The 22,280-nt window shown below is 57.8% G+C and carries 11 protein-coding genes and 1 riboswitch; of the genes, 6 read left to right on the top strand and 5 right to left on the bottom strand.

Translation table 11 applies throughout. The features are described 5' to 3' along the window. Nucleotides 1-5: 5 nt before the first annotated feature. The gene (locus C5F70_RS17125) at nucleotides 6-1,073 is read right to left on the bottom strand and encodes a putative urea ABC transporter substrate-binding protein (RefSeq protein WP_046384382.1); all 1,068 of its coding nucleotides are present in this window, start codon (nucleotides 1,071-1,073) and stop codon (nucleotides 6-8) included. A 60-nt stretch (nucleotides 1,074-1,133) separates the two neighbouring features. Further along, nucleotides 1,134-1,235, bottom strand: a riboswitch (guanidine-I (ykkC/yxkD leader). A 313-nt stretch (nucleotides 1,236-1,548) separates the two neighbouring features. On the opposite strand from C5F70_RS17125, the gene C5F70_RS17115 reads away from it, so the two are divergent. Both C5F70_RS17115 and C5F70_RS17110 read left to right on the top strand, forming a co-directional pair. Next, complete coding sequence (locus tag C5F70_RS17115; RefSeq protein ID WP_017844889.1) at nucleotides 1,549-1,896, top strand: hypothetical protein; 348 nt, start codon at nucleotides 1,549-1,551, stop codon at nucleotides 1,894-1,896. Nucleotides 1,897-2,050: 154 nt separating this feature from the next. Continuing rightward, nucleotides 2,051-2,485: a DUF3757 domain-containing protein gene (locus C5F70_RS17110; RefSeq protein WP_017844890.1), complete on the top strand. Its 435-nt coding sequence runs from the start codon at nucleotides 2,051-2,053 to the stop codon at nucleotides 2,483-2,485. A gap of 3 nt (nucleotides 2,486-2,488) precedes the next feature. Here the strand turns inward: C5F70_RS17110 and C5F70_RS17105 are convergent, their stop codons facing one another. Continuing rightward, complete coding sequence (locus C5F70_RS17105) at nucleotides 2,489-3,601, bottom strand: enoyl-CoA hydratase/isomerase family protein (protein ID WP_017844891.1); 1,113 nt, start codon at nucleotides 3,599-3,601, stop codon at nucleotides 2,489-2,491. Nucleotides 3,602-3,737: 136 nt separating this feature from the next. On the opposite strand from C5F70_RS17105, the gene ung reads away from it, so the two are divergent. The 4 genes from ung to C5F70_RS17085 all read left to right on the top strand — a co-directional run bounded on the left by ung (nucleotide 3,738) and on the right by C5F70_RS17085 (nucleotide 11,436). Next, a complete protein-coding gene (ung, locus tag C5F70_RS17100; RefSeq protein WP_017844892.1) occupies nucleotides 3,738-4,430 on the top strand; it encodes a uracil-DNA glycosylase in 693 nt (230 codons plus the stop codon). Nucleotides 4,431-4,644: 214 nt separating this feature from the next. Then, complete coding sequence (locus tag C5F70_RS17095) at nucleotides 4,645-6,612, top strand: hypothetical protein (RefSeq protein WP_104903778.1); 1,968 nt, start codon at nucleotides 4,645-4,647, stop codon at nucleotides 6,610-6,612. Nucleotides 6,613-6,909: 297 nt separating this feature from the next. Then, nucleotides 6,910-8,871, top strand: a complete 1,962-nt coding sequence (locus C5F70_RS17090) for a hypothetical protein (protein ID WP_158683866.1) — start codon at nucleotides 6,910-6,912, stop codon at nucleotides 8,869-8,871. A gap of 381 nt (nucleotides 8,872-9,252) precedes the next feature. After that, on the top strand, nucleotides 9,253-11,436 hold the full coding sequence (locus tag C5F70_RS17085; protein ID WP_017844895.1) for an autotransporter outer membrane beta-barrel domain-containing protein: 2,184 nt from the start codon (nucleotides 9,253-9,255) through the stop codon (nucleotides 11,434-11,436). A 109-nt stretch (nucleotides 11,437-11,545) separates the two neighbouring features. Here the strand turns inward: C5F70_RS17085 and C5F70_RS17080 are convergent, their stop codons facing one another. The 3 genes from C5F70_RS17080 to C5F70_RS17070 form a co-directional block, all read right to left on the bottom strand. Continuing rightward, complete coding sequence (locus C5F70_RS17080; RefSeq protein WP_104903776.1) at nucleotides 11,546-15,112, bottom strand: YncE family protein; 3,567 nt, start codon at nucleotides 15,110-15,112, stop codon at nucleotides 11,546-11,548. Between the two features lie 300 nt (nucleotides 15,113-15,412). Continuing rightward, nucleotides 15,413-18,715: a hypothetical protein gene (locus C5F70_RS17075; protein ID WP_017844897.1), complete on the bottom strand. Its 3,303-nt coding sequence runs from the start codon at nucleotides 18,713-18,715 to the stop codon at nucleotides 15,413-15,415. 146 nt (nucleotides 18,716-18,861) lie between these two features. Then, nucleotides 18,862-22,272 carry a YncE family protein gene (locus C5F70_RS17070; RefSeq protein WP_104903775.1) on the bottom strand — a complete coding sequence of 1,137 codons (3,411 nt, stop codon included), beginning with the start codon at nucleotides 22,270-22,272 and terminating at the stop codon, nucleotides 18,862-18,864. Between the last annotated feature and the right edge of the window lie 8 nt (nucleotides 22,273-22,280).

Raw genomic sequence — 22,280 nt, 5'->3', positions numbered from 1 at the left:
TCCTCTTACAACGTGCCGTCGGCGGCCATCTGCACGTAGCGGGGGTCGAACTGCAGCTTGAGGTTGGCCTTGTCGCCGCTGGTCACGCCATTGGCGAAGCTCATGCCCACGGCGCTGGTGTCCTTGGCCCCTTCGCCGAGCAGGCCGTGTTCAAACGAGAACTCGGCGACCTTGCGCATGGTCGCTGGCAGCTGCGCGCTGGTGGCGAAGGCCAGGGCTTCCTTGGGCGTGGCGAACAACTTGGTGGTGTCCAGTTGCGACTGGAACCCCTTGAGGTCGGTGCCCGAGGCCTTGGCCATGTGTTCCAGGGCTTCGCTGCTGGCGGCGCCTTTGGCGTTCATCAGGGCGACCACTTCGAACCAGGCGCCGGTGAGGGCTTTGCCCAGGGCCGGGTTGTCTTTGAGGGTCTGGGTGTTGACCACCATCATGTCCATGATTTCGCCGGGCACTTTGCTGGAGTCGAACACCTGGGTGACGCCGGGTTTGGCGTTGATCGCAGAGAGCATCGGGTTCCAGGTCGTCACCGCTTGCACCTGGTCGGTGTTGAAGGCGGCGGCGATGTCGGCGTCGGAGGTGTTGACCACTTTCAGGTCTTTTTCCGTCAGGTCCGCCGACTCCAGCGCGCGGGCCAGCAGGTAGTGCGACACCGACAGTTCCACCAGGTTGACGTTCATGCCCTTGAGGTCGGCGACGGTCTTGCCGCTGCCTTTGATCACCACGCCATCGTTGCCGTTGGAGAAGTCGCTGACCACCAGCGCGGTGCTGTCGACGCCACCGGCGGCGGGGATGGTCAGGGCGTCCATGTTGGTCATGGTGCAGCCGTCGAACTGGCCGGCGGTGTACTGGTTGATGGACTCGACGTAGTCATTGAGTTGCACCACGTCGATGGTGATGCCGTACTTCTTGGCCCACTTGTCGAGGATGCCTTGGCTGCCGGCATACTCCCACGGCATCCAGCCGGCATAGATTGTCCAGCACACGCTGAAGTGGTCTTTGACGGCGGCCTGGGTCTGGACGCTCAGCACAGCGGCAAAGGCGGCGGCGAGCAGGGCGGGTAAACGGATTGAGGGCATGGGGCTTCTCCAGTTGATCGAGGGCGAGCAGGAGCAACGCGGCACCGTGAACGGTGGCTTGTCTCCCGGGCTTTTATCCCGCCGTGTAACCTCAACTGGAGGTCGCCGACTCTCGGACCAGCCACTCGCGTTTCGCGAGCCGGAACCCTAGTCAGCCATTGCAAATTGTGGTGCCGCGAACCTGTGATGAATCCTGCACGCAAGAGGCTAAGCGAGAGTCATGCCAAGTAGGGCGCGGGCGTGTAGGTCGCGGGTTTGCGCGCAACGCCCGACGCTCGAGTGCGTGCGGCTGCGTTGCAGTGGTGCGCCGTCGCACTGCAATGAGGCATTCGGCTCGTCCGAAACAGATGTTTCAGTCTGTGTCGAAATCGCACCAGTTTCGCTTTTTGATGTCAGATATTTCGTCATTCAGCAAAAGTTGAATGCCGCCCCCCAGCGTCGCTGGCGGTGCTCTTTCGCGGTCCAGGAGGCCGCCATGTATCGACGACTGCTTCTTATCGCTGTGCTCGGTCTATCCCTTTCTGCGTGCGTGCCCTATTACGATGGAGGCCCAGGTTATTACCGTTCCGAGGTCTATACCGCGCCCGCGCCGGTGTATTACTACGGCGGCGGCCCGGCGTATCAATATCGGCGTGGCTATTACCCGGCGCCGCGTTACTACGCGCCGGCGCCGCGTTATTACCAGCCGGTGCCACGTTATTACCAGCCGGCGCCCCGCATGGGTTACCGGGCTTATCCAAACCAGGGTTGGGGAGATCGCTGGGGCAATGGCGGACACGGTCGCGGTGGCGATCGTGGCGCTGGTCGCGGCGGTCATCGTTGACCGCTCTTGAAGGCAAGTGGCGCAGGCAGCGCCGCTTTTTCGTAGCATTTAGCAGTACTGTCAGATTTAACAGCTATCGTTTGGGTTTCTAGTGTATTCAACTGGGAGCGGCCGTTGCGCCTCTTCGACCGCCCAGTGAGCGAAGGAACCCCCGATGATCAGACAATTGATGTGCGTTTTACTCCTCATGGTCGGCGGCGTTGCACACGTGCAAGCGGACCAAGGCTGCCCTTATTCCTCGGCAATCAAGTACGTCGATGGCCACTTCCAGGCGACGGCGGGAACACTCGTCTGGCAAAGCCCGAAGATCGGCTATCGGGACTTTGTCGACCAATTTATTGGCGCCATTTTTACCCCGGGCAAGGAACAGGATCGGGAAAACGGCTATGTAGACAAGTGCAGCTACCTGACCGGTGACGGTCAGAGAGTGGACTTGCGGTACAGCAAATCGGCAGAGGTGGAGACGATGTCGCTGACCGGTACTTTGCATTGGCACCTTGCCAGCGACCCCTTCGGCCTGCCGGTGTATATCTGCCAGGACAGTCAGCCGGACAATTGCGCATTCACGGTTAAAAAGCCAAAAAACTGACTGTCAAAAGTAGGAAAAATCCGCGAGCGGATGGCGGCCTTCCCAGGCTTTGTTGAAATGCGCCTGCACCACGGCCTGCGGAATGGCATTGATATCCGGCCAATGCCAATGAGGCTGCTGGTCTTTGTCGATCAACCGCGCGCGGACCCCTTCGCTGAATTCCGGGTGGCGGCAGCAATTGAGGCTCAGGGTGTATTCCATCTGGAACACCTCGGCCAGCGACAGGTGGCGGGCGCGCTGGAGCTGTTCCCACACAAGGTGCGCGGTCAGCGGGCAGCCTTCGCTGAGGGTCTTGCCGGCACGGCTGAGCAACGGGTCGGCGTGCTCGCGCAACGGGCTCAAGGCCCGCCAGGCACTGCGCACGTCACTGACATCCAGCCACTCATCGATCTGCGCCCGGCGTGGTAGCCATTGCGCTTCGGGCTGCTGGTCGATGGCTTCCTGGGCCAAGGCCTTGAGCAGGCTGTTGAGCTGCATCGCGGTCTGTTCCTGCCAGTTCAGTTGCAACAGGCCTTCGAGCAGTTCGTCTTGCTGGTCGTCGCGCATGAAGCGGTCGGCCAGGCCCAGATCGAGCGCGTCGCGGCCGTTGATGTGCGCGCCGGTCAGGCCAAGGAACAACCCCAGTTTGCCCGGCATGCGTGACAGGAACCAACTGGCGCCCACATCCGGGTACAGGCCGATGCTGATCTCGGGCATGGCCAAGCGGCTGCTGGGGGTGACGATACGCACCGAGGCGCTTTGCAGCAGGCCCATACCGCCGCCCAGCACATAGCCGTGGCCCCAGCAGATCAACGGTTTGGGGTAGGTGTGCAGGCGATAGTCGAGGCGATATTCCGCGGCAAAAAACTGCGCGGCCAGCTCCGGCACGACGCCGGGTTGTTCACGGCAGGCCATGGCCAGGCTGCGCACTTCGCCGCCGGCGCAAAATGCCTTGGGGCCCTTGCCGCGCAACAGCACGCAGACGATGTTCGGGTCTTTGGCCCAGGCGTCCAGGCGATCGCCCAGGGCCAGGATCATCGGCAGGGAGAGGGCGTTGAGGGCCTTTTCGGCGTCCAGGCTGGCGATGCCGATGCGCGCGCCGCCGCTGCCGGTCAGCTCTTCGAAGTGCAGGTTCATCGTGACCTCAATCGGGAAGGTGAAGGTTGAGTATGATCCCTTCATGGGAAAGTGCCGGTTGTGTGTCAGATCAATTGACAAGCGGGGTCGGCTTTCCTAGGGTTCGCCTCATTCTTTTTTACAAGACCAGTCAATCATGAGCGAAGGCGACCGTATCAAACTCGAACCCAGCTGGAAACACGCCCTGCGCGATGAGTTCGAGCAGCCCTACATGGCCCAGTTGCGTGAGTTCCTGCGCCAGGAACACGCGGCCGGCAAGGAGATCTACCCGCCTGGCCCGCTGATCTTCAACGCGCTCAATTCCACGCCGCTGGACAAGGTCAAGGTGGTGATCCTCGGCCAGGACCCCTACCACGGCCCCGGCCAGGCCCACGGCCTGTGCTTCTCGGTGCAACCGGGCGTGCCGGCGCCGCCGTCGCTGGTCAATATCTATAAAGAGCTCAAGCGCGACCTGAATATCGACATCCCCAACCACGGTTGCCTGCAAAGCTGGGCCGACCAGGGCGTATTGCTGCTCAATACCACCATGACCGTGGAGCGCGCCAACGCCAACGCCCATGCGGGCAAGGGCTGGCAGTTCTTTACTGATCGGATCATCGAAGTCGTCAGCGAGCACCAACCGCACCTGGTGTTCCTGCTGTGGGGCGCGCATGCACAGAGCAAGCAGAAGCTGATCGATGCGACCAAGCATCTGGTGCTGACGTCGGTCCACCCGTCGCCGTTGTCGGCGTATCGCGGGTTTCTGGGCTGCGGGCATTTCAGCCGCACCAACAAGTTTCTTGAGCAGAATGGCGAGACGCCGATTGATTGGGTGTTGCCACCGGTCTGAACCATTCGCTGCGATGTGTCACCCGCTTGATTCGCAGCGCGCGTGGCTAACTGCGCCCCCTTGATATGCGCGAATCAAGGGGGGTACCTGTTATTTCTGACAGTATCCGACCGTCTTGTATCAGCATTAAATGATCTCCCTGGCCTCGTCGGTCTCATGCCGGCCGGCGCGTTTGTCAATGGTCAACCTGTGACTCATTGCGAGGAGAGTAGAAATGTCTGATTCGAAAGTATCTTCAACCGCCGAGTCGATTGCTTCAGAACCCGTCGACGCCCCCCAACGCAAGCGTTCGGCTTCCATCCAGACTCTCGACGTACCCTTGGTGCCTGAAGCCTTGCCACTGCTGTCGGACGAGGCGGCGTACACGATTCCGTTAGCCCTTCAGAATCAGCCATTGATGGTGACGATCGAGAGGGTTTGGCCGGTAAATTTCGCTAACGTCTCGATGACGACATTGGTTCAGTATCTCTGGCAGGGCCTTGAGGTTCACCGCCATGAGATCTTTGGCCCTTACGAGCCGGACGTCGAATTTCCATTGGTTCAACTGTTGCCGGCCAGTGTGCTGTCTACGGGGGGTATTCGCCAGCTCACGTATCGGGTGAGTGCTCCGCTGCTGACGACGACTGACTCTTTCCGAACAATGGTCAATGTCGACAAGAATGCGCCCAATAATGGCAATCAAGGGCCGGCGCTGATTTTTGACCCTGAAGTGATAAGCGACGGGGTGAGCGACGACTACCTTGTGGCGCACAACGGTGTCGATGCAGAAGTTGTGCGTTGGCCGGATATTCGCCTTGAGGACCGGATTGAGTTCTTTTGGGGGGAACTTCCCAACGTCCGTTCTGCGGGCACGCTGAGCATCGGGCTGGGGCATATTGCTGGCGCGCCGATAGAAATACATTTTGATGAGGCCTTTATTCGCGACAGTGGGGAGGGCCGAAGGTTTGCCTCCTATCAGCTCACTGACCGTGCGGGCAATGTCGGGCCGTTTTCCACGGTGAACGAAATAAACGTCAACCTGCAGGTTTTGCCGGATCTGCCACGGCCTGAAGTACCCTTGGCGGAGTTCGATGGCCTGATTGACCTGGACGATGCACGTACCGGCGTAGTTATCGAAATTCCTCAGATTTTTGGGGCGCAGGAAAACGACCGGCTTGTCATCTTTTGGAATACCCACTCGCTGCCCCCTATTACGGTCGGTGCAGGGCAAGCGTGGCCCATCCGTGTTCCTGTTTCTTGGGAGATCCTCTCTGCCGGTGGTTTTGCGCAGTCGATTCCCGTGCGCGTGCGTTACCTGTTTCAGCGCGGTACTGCGTCGAGAAACTCGCCCAACAACTTTTTTATTCAGGACCTCAGTGTGGCCGGGCCAGACCCGCAAGGCCCCGACCCGATCAATACCCAGTTGGCGCGGGTTGTCGTGAAAGGTGTCACAGGGGACGACGTTGTCACCGAGTTGGATGCCCCGGGGCCCGTCCGTGTAGAGGTGCCGCTATGGAGCACTCCCGCCCCGGTACCTGGGCACCGGCTGGAATTGTTCTGGGGCGGTGAGGCTGCATTTGTAGGCGCCTACGAGATCCAACCCACAGACCTGCCCGGCCAAACGGTGGCTTTTTTTGTGCCCTGGATCGTGATCATGGGCGCCGCGTCCGGCCAGATACCGGTGTATTACTGGACGGATAATTCCGTCAACCGCCAACGCAGCCCCACCAAACTGGTGCGGGTGGAACTCGATACACTCAGGGGCTTGGAAAAGCCTGTATTACTGAACGACAGCACCCGTGATTTCGTTGCCTGTGATACCCGCCCGGAACCTTGGACAGGTGTCTTCATCGGGGTGCTCTGGGATGTGACCCATTTCGAGGTGGGTGACAGGATTCAAGTGTACTGGAGCAGCTATCCCACAAAAGCCGGCAATGGTGATCCTTTCCCGGGAACGAGTGTCACGTTCGACGTCGTGTTGACCGAGGATCATAGGAACGCCGGACGAGTAGATGTTCTCATCACACCCTTTGACCCATTGTTTACCCGTCCAGGGCTAGTCAGTGATTTTGGCTCAGGCGTGACTTACTACCGGCTGTTCAAAGTTTCGGGGGCAACAGGTGTGTCGTCTAAAAAACTGATTTTCATTAATCTGAAAAGACCGCTTGGTGGCGTGTGCCTCGGACCTGTCCGTACGTCATGAATCATTGAAAAACAGCGGAGCGAAAGAGGGCATTACACCTAATGCCCTCTTTTTTATAGTCGGCGTTTTCATCACCACTTAGACTTTATGTTGCTGATAGTTGGACTGTTGATTTTGATCGGTTATTAAAACGCTATGTATTGATTGAATCAGCGCGGATACACGCTTTATTGGTTTACGCACCTGTGAAGTTTGACAGGTGCGCGCCTTGCAAGACGCAGATTTAATAGGGCTGTCACTCGGCCCAGTTAGATGTCGGAGAACGAGCCATTCTCTATCCTGCGAGAGTAACTAGCTATGGCGAAGTCCAAAAAAAACCAAGCACCTCAATTAAAGGCCCGGAGCACAAAAAAAACGGCAGTGGCGCCCGATTCCCCCCTGCTGGTACGGCCGCCGTGGGCTCGAACCCCTGTGGGGCCGCTGGTGTTGAGTGATTTGCGGGTGATGAATGCACTGCCGCCAGTGACGAACGGGCAGCCGAACTTGATGGACATCAGTGAGTTGTACGCTGAGGGTGTTCAGTGCGAAATCGACATGTGGATTGAGATCCTGCCTTTTGGCAACGACGGCTTGGAGGTCTTTATCAATAATGTCCTGTATGGCAGTCGCATCCCGTTCAGTAAACCGTTGTCTGCCCATACCTGGCCCTACCGTTTCTCGATACCGGAGGAGGATATTGGCGAACATGGGCTGAAGAACCTGACGTATGAAGTGTTTTCATCTAACGGTTCGACAGATGGCCCTGCCGCGCCTACCCCTGTCACCATCGACCGCCGAGATCCTAACGCAGGTATCAGGCCTGGCTCGGTGACGTTACCGAGTTGGGTCGGCAATTTCGTGACGCTGCAGGACCTGGACGCTAACGGCGGCGCCATGGTGATCGAGGTTCCACGTCGGTTGGACCCGCAAGTGGGCGACAAACTGGAGATCTACACAGAGTTTCCAAGTGATACCCCCTCATTGACCATTGATGATTTACCGCGCACCACGGCTCCCGTGATGGTGAGTCTGACCAAAGCGCTGCTTGAGGCGAGTGGCGGCGGCGTGAAGCAGCTCAACTATGTCTACACGGATCGTGCCGGTAACCCAACCAGCTATCCGAGCTCGTTTCGAGAGTTCACATTGGTAACGGAAGATCTTCCCGAGAACCTGCGTGACCCCGAGTGCCCCGAGGCGCCGCTTGACCTGCTTGACGCCCAATTGAACCGCGCCGAGATCTGGATCCGCGAATACGACAACGCACTTGCTGGGGACCGCGTTCTTGTCGAGTTCAATACCCTGCTGCTCGTTGGCATTGTGAATATGGTCTGGCCGCTCAGGGTGACAATCCCATGGGACGTGCTTCGCGATGGCGGTCTTGACGCGCCTTACGAGGCTGACGTGCTTTACAACATTGATCGTGGCGGGGTCATCACCGGGCCTTCCGACACCATCACGGTGGATGTCGACTTGAGGTCGGCGGGTGGGCGTCCGGAAGATCCGGGGCCTGTCAACCCTGACCTTGATCCGGTGGAGGTGACTTCATCCGAGGGGCTGACCAATCAGATCGGCCCAGGCGACATGGACGACGCGACGGCGCGGTTTGACGTGTATACGGGGGCGACGGCGGGGCATCTCATTCAACTGTGGTGGAAAGGCCTGCCTTGTTATGACCCTCCTTACGAAGTCACTCTTGCAGATGAGAGCGCTACTGAGTTTGTGCTTACGGTTCCCGCTGCGGTGATCAAGGACGCAGGCAACGGTGATATTCCCACCTGGTACACGCTCAATAACGGCGCGAACGATAACGTCATCGACTCCGTGGAAACAACGGTGTCAGTCAGCGCATTTGCGGTGGATAACTTATTGCCCATCAACTATCCGGATGGGTTGTCCTTCGGTGATGGCCGATTTGCGCTCACCTGCGCGCAAGGGATTCCCAGTGGGATCAGAACCGTTATCAAGGACCCTGCAAACCTGCGGACGGGCGATCGGATTACGCTTCATTGGGTCATCTTTGGCCCGGATGATTTCGAGTCCACGGTCATTACGGTTGATGAGTCCTTCCCTAGCGTGACGATTACTCACAATCATGACAATCCGGGCCATCCAGGAGAGCTTTTTACCGTACCGTTCCCGACCTATATCCAGCCTGTCCTGGTCGGGCGTATTGAAGCGACCTATCACGTATTAAAAGCGGATGGCGTAACTGAAGGCAATTCACCGGCCACCATTGTGCTGATGACACGGCGCCAGACAGATGGCACCACCTGCGGTTAGTACCCAGTGTGAATGCGTTGAGCCAATAGGCCGCTACCTGGTCGCGAAAGCGTCCGGGTAGCGGTCTATTGGCTCTGATCTGGTGAGGCCCCGCCATTTTGCGGGATCGGAACCATGGTTTTGATACACGAGAAGGAGGTGCTACGCGCGTTAAATTTTAGTGGGCGCATTCTTAAGGAAAGTCCTACAAGGCACTGGAATTGCCCTACATGAAGTTCCCCTCTAGGTCCGTACTCTTGGCGCCGCTGAGAGCCTGAGGCGATAGATCTGTTAATCGCTTGGCTTGTTCAGTCACCCGACTAGAGGTTTATCACCCCCATGACTAATGTTAAAACGTTCACCCCTTCTCGACTGGCGACCGCTATTAAGGTACTGGCACTGATGCCACTGTCGTTGGCCGCTACGAAAGCAGCTGCACTCGAAATTTTTCCAGGCCATGAACTGACAATTGACGCCAGTTCGCCTTTTGACCGCTATCAATTGAGCGGTGATGCAAAACTCATCTCCAATGGCGCCAGGATCGTCAGTGTCCTTGCCCGCGACTCGACATTCGAAATGAATGGCGGCCGGGTACAAGCCGGTAATGAAGTCGGTGTTTCGCTCTACGGCAGTAACGCCACTATTCGTGATGCACATATTTCCAGTGGACGATCCACGGGCTTGATCGTCGGCACCGTGGATAACCGGGCGTCGACCGCTACTGTTTTCAACACCTCGATCGAAGGCGCCACGCAAGGCGTCATCTTGAACGGCTCCAGTGTGCTGTCGTTGAATAACAGTGAGGTCAGAGGGGGCGAGCAGGGCTTGTTGGCCGTCGACGGCCAATTGATCGCAAACCAGAGTCGCATCACTGGCGCCACCAACGGCATTGAAATCTATCGTCATCCGATAACCCCAGACTCGGCCTCCTTTACGTTCAACCAGACGGCTGTGGTCGGTGAGACCGGAGCGGCCATTGTGGTGAATGCTCCCGGCACGGTTGAAATCGATGTCAACAATGGCTCCACCCTGGTGGGCGGTAACGGCAACATGCTGGAACTGACCGCGGGTGGCTCGGCCAACATGCGCGTCAACAACAGCGCTCTGAGCGGCAATATCCAGGTTGGCAGCCTCAGTGAGTTGGACCTTAACCTTGATCGCGCCATCATGAACGGTGACGTGATCAACGGTGGCGGTACCGCCAGTGTGGGGCTGAACAACGGCTCGGTCCTCACCGGTCGCCTGGAGCACGTCGATAAACTGGCGATCAACAGCGACGCCACCTGGGTGATGGTCGACCATCAGCAGGTGGGTGACTTGTCCCTGAGCGGCGGCAACGTCAAGTTCGGCGAGACCGGTACGTTCTACCAGCTGGACGTGGCCAACCTATCGGGCAACGGCACCTTCATCATGAGCGCGGATTTCGCCACCCTGAGCAGCGATTTCCTTAATGTGACTGGCACGTCGTCGGGCGACCACAAACTGCTGATCGCCAGCAGCGGTGCCGACCCGTTGAGCGACGACCGCCTGCATGTCGTACACACCGCCGACGCTGGCGCCCAGTTCAGCCTGATCGGCGACCGCGTGGATATCGGGACCTATTCCTACAGCCTGATCAATGACAACGACGGCAAGGACTGGCTGCTCGACCCAGGCAGCAAGGTGATCAGCCCGAGCACCAACTCGGTGTTGGCGTTGTTCAACGCAGCCCCCACTGTGTTGCTGGGTGAAATGACCACCCTGCGCACCCGCATGGGTGAACTGCGCTTTAGCGAAGGTCAGTCGGCTGGGCTGTGGACCCGCGCCTATGGCAACAAGTATGAGGTGTCCAATGACAAGACCGGCCTGGGCTACAACCAGTCGCAACGCGGCTTCACCCTTGGTGCCGACGTGCCGGTATCGGGTGGCGACGGCCAGTGGTTGATCGGTGCAATGGCCGGTCACAGCACCTCGGACCTGGACCTGAACCATGGCAGCAGTGCAACCGTCAACAGCTACTATGTCGGCGGTTACGCCACCTGGCTGGATGCCGAGAGCGGGTTCTACTTTGACGGTGTGCTCAAGTTCAACCGCCTGCACAACGAGTCCAATGTGGCCATGAGTGACGGCAAGAAAGCCAAGGGCAACTACACGCAAAACGCGGTGGGCGCATCGGCGGAAGTCGGTCGCCACATCACGCTGGACGACGGTTTCTTCGTTGAACCATATGGCCAGTTGTCTGCGGTGATTACCCAGGCCCAGAGCTACACGCTGGACAATGGCCTGGACGCCAAGGGTGACCGCTCCAGTACGGTGATCGGTGAACTCGGTACTACCGTGGGGCGCAATATCCAGCTGGAAAGCGGCGGCGTCTTGCAGCCGTACTTGAAGGCAGCGGTGGCCCACGAGTTCGATCAGAGCAACAAAGTGTTCGTCAACGACAACTCGTTCAACAACGACTTGTCGGGTTCGCGCCTGAAGCTGGGTGCGGGTGTGGCGATGTCGGTATCGCAGAACCTGAAGTTGCATGCGGATCTGGAACACAGCACGGGCAAGAACATCAAGCAGCCGTATGGGGTTAACCTGGGCTTGCGCTACGATTTTTAACGGGCTGGATGTATAGCGCGGTAGCGGTATAAACCGTGCGGGTAATGAAAATGCCCCGTCTCGAAAGAGGCGGGGCATTTTTTTGCTTTAAGGCAGGGCGGGGTGGTTTTTAAATGCTCACCACCGCCACGGTCGTGTTGCCAGAGTTGCAGACCAGCAAGTATTGGCCATCGGGTGTGCAAGCCACCCCATCGGGTTGATCAAAACCAGTAATAGTACCAACGAGTGTCTCGGTGGTCGTATCAATGACTCTGACACGGTTACCGGAAAGTTCCGCTACATACGCCCGGGGGAGAGTGGGATGGAAGGCAATTCCTCTTGGATCACTCAGCCCGGTTAGGGTTTTGACGTGAGTAAGACCCTCATCGGCGGTGTTGTAGATTTCAACTCTGTTTATGGCCGATACCGACACATAGAGTCGTTCCAAGGGGGAGTTAAGAGGGCTGTGGGCAAGTTCTTGAGCAACTCCCCCGTTGACAACGGTGTGGGTACGCAGCCCGCTGCTGAAAATAAATCGCTCCGTGTTGACGCCCGTTGTAAATGCCGATATGCCTTGTGGGTCGACTATCGCAGCTCTAGGGGCGGACGTGCCAGTATAGTAAGTTGAAAGCTGGTTGCTTATTGTATTGTAGCCGAACAGCGCATAGTTACCATATGCGGTGTTAGGGCCGAAAAGTACTCGCGAACCGGTGGGGTTTAGGCAAATTGCCTGGGTTATGGCGCCATAGTTGTAGGGGTAGGAGAAGCTGAAGGAGCTGATATTAAAGACTAGGATGTTGGAGTTGGCAGCAACGCCATAGGCCGAGATAAAGAGCCTTGAGTCAGTAGGGTGCAACGCCAATCTATAAGCAGCATAGGCATAGGGAGTGCTCAGTGTTCTGACTGCATCAGTTGTAAGATTGATGATTGAAATCGCATTGGCACGCGAGTTCGCGACACATGCCGTTGTGCCGTCTCGACTGATTACGATTTTAGCCGGGCCATTCCCAGCTGTAATGTGACGAATAATCTCCCCGGTTCCCTTACGCGTCACATAAGTAGGCACCTTGAAGTACTTGGCCGTATCCAGGCTGTTGGAACCGTCCAGCGATACCCAGGCTTTGACCGCAACTTCGCTGTTGTTCTCCAAGCCCGACAAATAGCTGGCGGGTATCAGGTCGAGCGTGCGTCCGGCATTGAATTCCGCGGATGTCACGCCGACCGCAAGCCGCAGGTCGCGATTGGTCGTGCTGAGTAACTGAATCCACACGGGTTGCCCGGCCCTGAAGAACGGCCATTTATCAATCCGCACGTTGTTCGCCACCGCCGTATTGATCGTCCCACCCGAGGCTTCAGGGATAGTGACCAGGTCCAGCAACGAACTCGGCAGCGCCAGGACCTCTACTGTCAGGTCGCCGGAAATCGTCGTTCCTGAGGATTCAATGAGTTGGTACGACACCGTGAACTCACCATCCAGATAAGCCGCAACAAAGTCGCTCGACAGCTCGAAGCGTGTGTAGTTCTCACCCGCTTCAGGCACGGCCGGTTTCGCAGGAATGTTTGGATTACCAATCCCCGATTTGCCTTTGATATTGACTTTGATGTCTGCATCACGCGGGAGTTTGTCTGAGATCACGCGAATTTCAATCGTTTGTGGTTGAGGTGCAATCACGTGTGTGGGGTTGAGTTCAACGCGAGTGTCCGAGATGAATGTGGTTGGCACTACTTGGGGCAGCAGCAGGGTGCGAGGCGTGCCTATTTTGATAAGCAGGTCGAGAGAGAAACGGTTCGGACCGCTAATGGGCTTGAGCTCGTAGTACAAGCGCGCCGTGCCATCGTCATTGTTCAGGACAATATTGCGAGGGACGGTGAAAGGGATCTCGGCGTCTTCCCAGTTGATGTCGACCGCGAACCAGGGGCTGGTGAAACTGCCGCCGGGTGCCGACCCCACAAAGATCAGCCTGAGTTCGGTGCCTGCGACGATGGCGGGGTGCGGACGCACCCTGACGTTCAAGTTAGCCTTGTGAATCAATGGGTTGAAGGTGAAGTCAGGCGCCACCGCCTGTAATGTGGTGGGCGCTGGCAGGTCTTCCAGGGCATCGCCGACGGGCACGCTTGCCTTTTCTGAGGCGGGTCTTGGATTACCTCGATTGATCAGGTAATGCGCCTCGAAATAACCACCGCTGAGTGCGGTAAAGAAGGCGTTGTCCAACAAGAATTCAACATCGCCATTGCCGGCCATTTCCGTGTATTCGGCATAAGTGGACGTACCATTGGCGGAGTGCCCCAGTACGATCAAGTCAACGCGGTCGTTGGGGTTCTGCCCGAAGTAGTGCGGGACCACGATGCGGACTGGGTTGGTATCTTCTGGCAGTGCGCCATTGACCAGGTCCTGTACCTCTGGAGGCGGCAGTCGTTGACTGACGAGGTCGCCGAAAATGTTATATAGCGCCCCTTCGGAGTGGCGGTCGGGAGTTCCAGGGCGAACGCGTTTGTAGGTGATCAGGATACGACCACCTGCCAGGGGCCGCAGGAAGGAAAGGGGCAGCGGGATAAGCGCCCGGATCACGTTGATAGATTGTACGTCGTATTCGAGGGTGATTTCGGTACGCACGCCGTCTGCGCTGAGTCCGCTGACGGTCAGGATAACCTTGTCGTTGACGCTATACCCCTGGCCGCGTATCGGCAGTTCAATGGTCGCGTCGCCATCGAGGTCCGGCACATTGATGAAGTCTTGTTCGCTTTCCGGGTCGTAATCGGACTCGGTGACATGCACAGGCGACAGCAGAGGTTCAACGCCACTCCCGACCCGCAGTTCGATCATTCGGGAGGGGGAGAACCCCGGTGATTTATTACCTGCCTTGTCGACGACGAACCATTCGACAAGGTGCGCGCCGTTGGGCAACTGGTTCCAGGTTCCGAAATACGCCGTGATTGTTATCGGGTTATTGCCAGAGGCCTCGAAAGACGTGACGGTGTGCTTGATGATCACGCCACCGATACTCAGGTGAATGACGTCATCCTCTTTGCGGTGGTGAACTTGAGGCTCTGCCCTGTCAAGTGGGTAATTACCAATCTGTATCTTCACGCCCGCGCTGATATCGGCATCGGTAATTACCCTGAAGTCTTCGATTTGCGGGTTGGTAAACCTGACGGGACTCATGTTGTCGTTATACGGCGTGCTGACGATCGGGTCCCTGCCGACAGGTGGCTCGCGATCAGCGAGATAATTGAACTGGCGGGTGCTATCAGTGGTGCCGCTCAGATGTTCGACGAAGACTTGCACCGTATTATTCGCCTGGTCAATAAAACGGCCGGCGTCCATAAACAGGAGGGTGAGTTGGTCAAGGTCGATTTCTTCTTGGGTAACAGTGTGGATAGGCCCCCGCACTCCGTTGATTTCAATCCAGATAAAGTCATGTTCGGCTTTATTCAGATACCCCGGCAGCAGACAGATGACGCCGTTGGTGTTGACCGTCAATGCCGCTGCGTTGAACGCTGCATCATGGCCGCTAACCGGCTTTGTTTCAGTGGGGAAAAGCACCACCAGGTCGCTGAACGGCCGGATGCCGGAGGTTGCATCGTCGGGGAACAGTTCATTGGGCATAAGCCCGCCGGGCCGGTGGTGGGAGGGGGCGATGAGCGCGGGTAGAGTGTTGTCGTCTGAGATGGCGTCAGTGTCTTGATCGAAGGTCATGATCATCGTCCTGTCTGGGCAATAGGCGTGGGCGCAATGTTCCGTGGGGAGGAGGAGGGCGCTTCAGTATTGATTCAACGCCCCGTGCAATGGGCTGCCTAGCTGTGAGAAATGACAGTGCCGACGAATGGTAAAACCCTGGAGATATTGCGCGGGTAAACATATTGAACCGCCGCCGGGCGTGCGCGGTTGGGTGGCGATGTTAAAAGCGTGAGCGTATAGCCCGAAGGAAACTCAACATGCTGGGTAATGAAAAAATGCCCCGTCTCGGAAGAAACGGGGCTTTTTATGTTTACAGTGTTAGTAAATCGCTAAACCATCGAAGCTGTTAGTTGTACTACCCCACTGCATGTCATTAGGTGGCCACCCCCGGTTTCCATAAATGTTGACAAAGCAATAAGCCAGCCCAGGTTGCGGTTGGCCAGGTGCTTGTTCAGTGGTCCATATATTACCCATCGATGGCCAGCGCCCACTGTATTGGCCACTAAGCTCAACAGCGATACTGAAGTTAGGAAGTACGCCGCCCCATGCAGCGGCTGCACTCACCATGGAATGCCATTGCCCTGTCCCCACAAACCGGCATCTGCGGAAGGACCCGTTGACAGTCACGTTATAGCTGGCTGTTTGCGCGGGTTGCGCACTGTCCCGAACTGTGATCGTCGCGGTACCTGCGGCAGTGATGTGAACGCGGCCCCCCGCATTGACGGAAATGGCTCCTGGATTATTGGAACTGTAGGTGTACGGTGGTACGCCGCCAGTGGCAGTCCGAGCTGAGCCAAAGTAAAAGATCTCATTGAAACCACCGAAAAAGTTCACCAGCAAGTAACCATTGAGATTTAGAAACCTTGGGCTGGTATCCATTGCCAGAGCGGGCGTAGTTCTGACCGTATAGCTGACGTCTTCCAGGTTCAAGGCGCTAGCCTCGCCATTGGTACCGTCCACGGATACAGAGCCTTTGACGTGCAGCTTGCTGTTTGCAAGCAGCTGGCTCAAATAGGCACTCGGTACGGGCTCCTGTACAAACCTTTGATCAAACTCCTGTTGATTAAGAGCCTTGCTAGCATCTCGCAAAGTGAGCAAGTGGGGTTGATTCCCGGCTTTGACACCTTCCAGATAGATCCACGAGGATTGTCCTACTGCATAAAAGGGCCAGGCAGCGGTTCTGACGGTGGCGGCGTTTCTGATATCAATGACACCTGCCGTGGCCTCAGGAACGCTCAACAAGTCTAATGCTTGTGCCGGCAGAGGCTCCACCTCGAGGGTCAGTGGTACCGACCCAGTGGTATTGCCGCTGCGAGTAACCTCGAAATACACCTCGCAAGAGTCCCCCAGGTAGGCGGCGACAAAATCGCTGAAATGTTCGAATCTAATATAGTCTTCGCCAGGCTCCGCAATGCCGGGTTTTGACGGAATGTCGGGAGTCCCCAAGCCTGATTTGCCCACGACCCTCAGTTTGACGTCATCGCTGTCGAGCATCGGGAAGTATTTCACCCTGAACTCTACTTCGACCGGAGGCAGCACGTGCAACGGGTTCAGGCGCGACAGGGTTGGCGTAATTGCGGTGGCCTGCACAACAACCGGCGGCTCGGACAGTTCCAGCTTAATGCCGATGTAGATCACAAGCTCCTGGGAAAACCGGGAAATTGCACCTGGCGTCTTAGGCCTTACCTCGTAGGAAAGCGTCATCGTGCTGTTGAGATTGGCCAGGACGATAGTTCTCGGAATAGTGAAAGGGATGACCGCGTCCTCCCAGTTGATATCGACATTGAACCAGTCAGTCGTAATGCTGCCGCCTGGACGGGTACCTGTGGCGATCACTCTGATCTCTACGCCTTCTACAATGAACGGATGGGGATCAATCCTGACATTGAGGTTGGCCAGGTTGGTACCGGGGTCGAACACAAAACCGGGCGGTAACGCTTGCAATGTCCTGGGGGGCGGTAATGTTGCCCTTGCATCACCGACAGGCACCGTTACCTGTTCAGAGGCTGGCCTTGTTACGCCACCATTGATCAAGTAATGAGCAGTAAAATACCCACCGCTCAGTGCATTGAAGAATGCGCTCTCCAACAAGAAAACAACGTCACCGATACCTGCCATTTCGGTGAATTCGGCATAGCTGGGCACGTTATTGGCGCTACGGCCGACCACTATCAAGTCGACTCTGTCATTTTCATGCTGCCCGAGGAATTTAGGCACCAGAATGCGTACCGGATTGGTATGGTCGGGTAGAGAGCCGTCACTGTCCAAATCCAGGACTTGTGGTGGTGGTAAACGGGTTCCGACCGGGTCACCGTAGATCGCGTAGAGCGAGCCTCTGGAGGGACGATCAGCAACGCCTGGACGAATCCGTTTGTAAGTGATGAAGATGTGCCCACCCGGCAGGGGCAGCAGAAAGTCAGCAGGCAGGGGGATGTTGACCCTGATTGGAGTGATCGAGGTCACCCGATGGTCGATGGTTATTTCGACTGGCACGCTGCTGGCGCTGAGGCCCTTTATCGTCAGGCGCACCGTATCGCTGACGGCGTATCCGTTATTGCGTATGGGCAATTCGATGTTTGCGTCGCCATCGAGATCACGGATATCGATAAAGTCCTGATCGTGCTCCTCGTCGTAGTCGGACTCGGTTACAAACACGGCGGGCAGTATTGGTTCGCTGCCACTCCCCAATTGCACTTCAATGAGCCTGCGAGGCGAGAAGCCTGGGGAATGATTACCCACCTTGTCGAGCACATACCATTCCACAATATATTCGCTGTCAGGTAGCGCTTCCCATGTGCCGAAATAGGCCCAGACACTAATAGGCAAGTTGCCTGAGGCTTCAAAATTGGTAACCGTGTGTTTGATCAGCAAGCCGCCGATACTTACGAAAATTACGTCGCCTTCTTTACGGTGATGTTTCGTGGGAACTGCGGGATTCAGTGGATAGTCTTCAATCAATATCTCGACCCCAGCGATGGCATTTTCCTTCGTGATCACGCCGAAGGCCTCGATCTGTGGGTCTGCAAACTTCACGGCAGCCATATTTTCGTTGACGTTGGGCGTGCTGACGATAGGGTCCGGGCCGACTGGGTGCTCACGATCAACGTAGATTGTGAACAGCTTGCTTTTATCAATTGTGCCGCTCAGTTGTTCGACAAAGGCCTGTACCTTATTGTTTGCCTGATCGATAAAGCGGGTGCTTTCTATAAACAGGACAATTTGCGTGCCCAAGTCGGCTTCGTCAGCGCTGACGGTATGGAAGGCTACTTGCACGCCGTTGAGTTCCAGCCAAATGAAGTCATTTTCAGCTTGTTCCAGATACGGCAGAAGGATGCAGATGACCCCCGAAGGGTTTACCTTCAAGGCGGCATCATTGAAGCCACCGTCAGCACCTGCGACAGGTTCCCATAACGTTGGGAAATACAGGGGCAAGTCGGAAAATGGAGTGTTGATAAATGTTCTTGAGTTCAATGCAACGTCGGTTGGCGGTGGTGAGGTGAAGCCTTTGCGACGCAGGTCATTGGGGTGAAGCACACCGAGTGTATCGCTGGAGGAAATATCAAGGGCCTCCGGAAAAATCGACTGGTTGTCGATGGGGTCAGGGGCTTGATCGTATGTCATGATTAGGATTCCTTGTCATAGGGAAAACGATCGGAAACCCGTCACACAAGTGGGTCTCTGGCTTGATTCAGCGCCCGTCATCTATCGCCTGCCTAGCTGTGAGAAATGACAGTGCCGACGAATGGTGAACCCGACTTGTGCGTCAGCTAAAACACCACCAACGACACTGAATCCCCGCCGATATTGGCCACGTAGCCGTGGGAATCGTCTGGGGCCACCACCAGCCCGCGCGGCTTGTTAAACCCGGCATAGCTGCCAATCACCTGTCGCGAGCGCGTATCGATAATGCCCAGCAGGTCGCCATCGGTCTGCGACACGTAGGCCCGATCACGCCCGCGTTCGAAGGCGATGTCGTAGGGGCCCAGCAACCCGGTCAAGGTCTGCTCGATGCGCTGGGTCGAGGTATTGCCGATCGTGACGCTGCCGCCTTCGCGCGCGCTGATATACACCTGAGAGCCACGGGGGTTATGGGCGATGGCGACGGGGGCGGAGCGGGTGTCGGCGCTGTTGATCAGGCTGTTGGTCGGCAGATTGATGATGGACCAGTCGAAGAATGTGGCCACGTGTGCGCGGTTGTTATCGGGGCTGACGGCGACATCGATGGGCGCGCGCACCGGGATCGAAGCCACGCGTTGGTGGTTGCTTGTGTCGATGACGACCAGGCGCGATGCACCTTCATCGGCCACATACAGGCGCGAGCCGTTGGCATTGAAGCGAATGCCTCGGACGGTGGTGAACCCGGTCAGCGTGTCGATCAGCGAATAGTCCCGCGTGCTGTAGAGGCGAATCGGGGTATTGGTGGCGCTGCTGTTGTCGGTCACATACAGACGCTCGGCCGTTGGATGAATGGCCAGGCGCAACGGCGAGCCCGGCACGTCGAAGCTGTCGATGACGCGGTTACGCAGGGTGTCGATGACCCAGATCGAAGTGCGGCCGAAGGTGCAGGCGACGTAGAGCCGCGTACCGTCCGGGCTGAGCGCCAGGGCGTTCGGCGAATTGCCCACCGGGATCGTGGCGAAGATGCCCACGGTGTTGCTCATGCGGTAGTCGACAGGGCGAAAGGCGATAGCGAAATCCTTATGGGCGCTGCCGTTCAGCGATACCCGCGCCTCAACCCGCAGGGTGCTCTGGGTCGGCAAGGAACGCAGATAATCGGCGGGTAAGCGGACTTCCACGCGTTTGGCATTGAATTCCGCGGCGCTCAGCGGTGTGCCGTCGCGCAGCACCCGATTGGCCGCTGCCTTGATTTCGAGCCACACCGGCTGCCCGGTCCGCATGAACGGCCATGCCTGAATCACTGCACTGTGCGTCACGTTGGCGTTGATGATGCCGTTCGACGCCTGGGGCACGTTGACCAGGTCCAGCGCTTGTTCAGTCAGCGGGTCGATGGTCAAGGTCAGCACCTGGGAGGCGCTGGTGGCACCGGCGCGGGTCACGGTATAGGACAATGCAGCGTCTCTGCCCAGGTTGGCGGCAATCACCCGATTACTGATGATGAAGTCGACATAACCCTTCAGCGGGTCGCCTGGCCGTGGATTGATGACGGGCGTTCCGAGCCCGTAGGTGCCGATGAATCTGGGCTGGATATCATCGCCGGCGAGCATCGGCTTGTAGCTCACCCGAAACGTACAGACCGGCGGCTCCAGCACATGTTGCGGGTTGAGCCGGGCGGTGGAGGGGTCGGCGATGTTGATCGTGCTTTCCAGAATATGCGGCACCGGCAGTTGCAGGCCGCTACCGACGGTCATCACCAACGCCTGGGAATAACGGGTGCGCTGGCCGGTGTGCTCCACCCGATAGTAAATGCGCGCCGAGCCGTTGAGGTTGGCCACGACAAACACCCGTGCGATGACAAACGCCAGGTCCTGCCCGACCCACGGCCGGGTGATGGGGAACCGGTCCGGTGGGGCGCTGCCGCCCATGGCGCTGCCTTCGACGTACAGGGTGACCGTGGCGCCTTCCGTGAAAGCGGCATGCGCCGCAACCCTCACGTTGGCATTGCCTCGGGATTGCTCGGGGTCGAAGTTGAAGGCGGGGGCGGGGGCTTGCAACACCTCAGGCGCGGGCAGGGCGTCCTGGGGCTCGCCGATGTTGAGTTGCAGAATGGCCGACGGTGGGCGCCCCCCGGCAGTGTTGATGTAGTAGTAGAGCATCAGCTCGCCGCCATCGAGCTGGCGGATGTCACCGTCGATCCCATTGTGCAGTTCGAACACGACGCTGCCTTCGCCGGCCGGCAACCCGTGCTCCTGATAAAAACGGTGGCCGTTGGCGTAGGTGCCTTCCAGCACCAGCGTGACACGGTCAAAGGGCTTTTGGCCGGTGTAAGCCGCGATCGTAACGGTCACCGGGTCGGTCAAGGGATGCAGGACGCCGCCGCTGGCGGCGGGCACTTGCGGTGCTACGAGGCCGGTTTGTTCGGGGGTTCCGCTCACTTGGACGAAGGTGTTTTCCGAGGGCCGGTTGACTTGTCCTGTGCGAATTCGCTCATAACTCAGTTGGATCAAGGCGCCGATAAGCATACGCACGTCAGCATTGGGCCAAGGGACGTCGACGAAAGGCGTTGTGGTCGATGTGATACTGGCATCGTAGGTCTGTTCGACATCGACACCTTCCGGCAAACGCCCGCGAATGGTCAGTCGAAGACCGTCGCCCGACGCCCAGCCTTTTCCCTCGACAGCCACCCTGAGGGTTGCGTCTTTGCCTGCCAGCATGTCCGCGTCCAGCGTGCCGGTCGGTGCTTCGACAATCTGGGCGGCGTCCAGCAACCGTTCGTTGGGATCCAGCCGCACTTCGATCAGTTGCATCGGCGAGCGCCCCGACGCGTAGTTGCCGACCTCATCGATGACATCGTAGGCGCAGGCCTGAAAGCCACTGCCGATGCGCAGCCAGGTGCCGTAATAGACCGTGATTGAAATCGGGTTGCGGCTGCTGGCCTCATTCTCTGTGACGATGTGCTCGATGATTTGCTCGCCGATGATCAAGCGAATGCGATCGCGTACCGCCCGGTAGGTACTGGGAGGCCGGTTGAGGTCCAGCGGGTAAAAGGGGATTCTCACCACCACCCCGCGCCCGGCTGCGGCCGAATCGATCAGGAACTGCGCGGGTTGCGGTCGCGACAGTTGTTCATTGACCCAGGGTGGGCGGGTAATGGGGTCGCTGCCGGTTGGCGCCACGGTGTCGATCTTGAGGGTCAGGCGTTGGGTTTCTTCTACGCGGTGATCGAGGTGCGTCACCCGGAAAAATACGGGGCCGGCCGCGCCGTCGGCCAAGCGGGCCATGGAGATGTGCAGGGTAATCGGCTTCGCTTCGCGCGCTTCTTGCTCGGTTACGGTATGGAAGTCGACCGGGACCAGCAGGTCGCTACAGAACAACTCGATGAAATCGCCTTCAAGCTGGCCTGCGTAGGTGCGCAAGATGCAAATCAGGCCCGTGCTGCCATGGTTCTCCAACAGCAGTTGATGCACACCGCCGGAGAATCCTACGACCGGGGTCGTCAGGCCGGGAATATAAGGCGACAACTGCGCGACGAAAGGGGGCGCGTTGAGCTCTGGAGTCATGCTTGTCA

Origin of the sequence: Pseudomonas sp. LH1G9 (assembly GCF_002949975.1) — a bacterium.
Lineage (GTDB): Bacteria > Pseudomonadota > Gammaproteobacteria > Pseudomonadales > Pseudomonadaceae > Aquipseudomonas > Aquipseudomonas veronii.
This window is presented reverse-complemented; position numbering and strand designations above follow the sequence as displayed.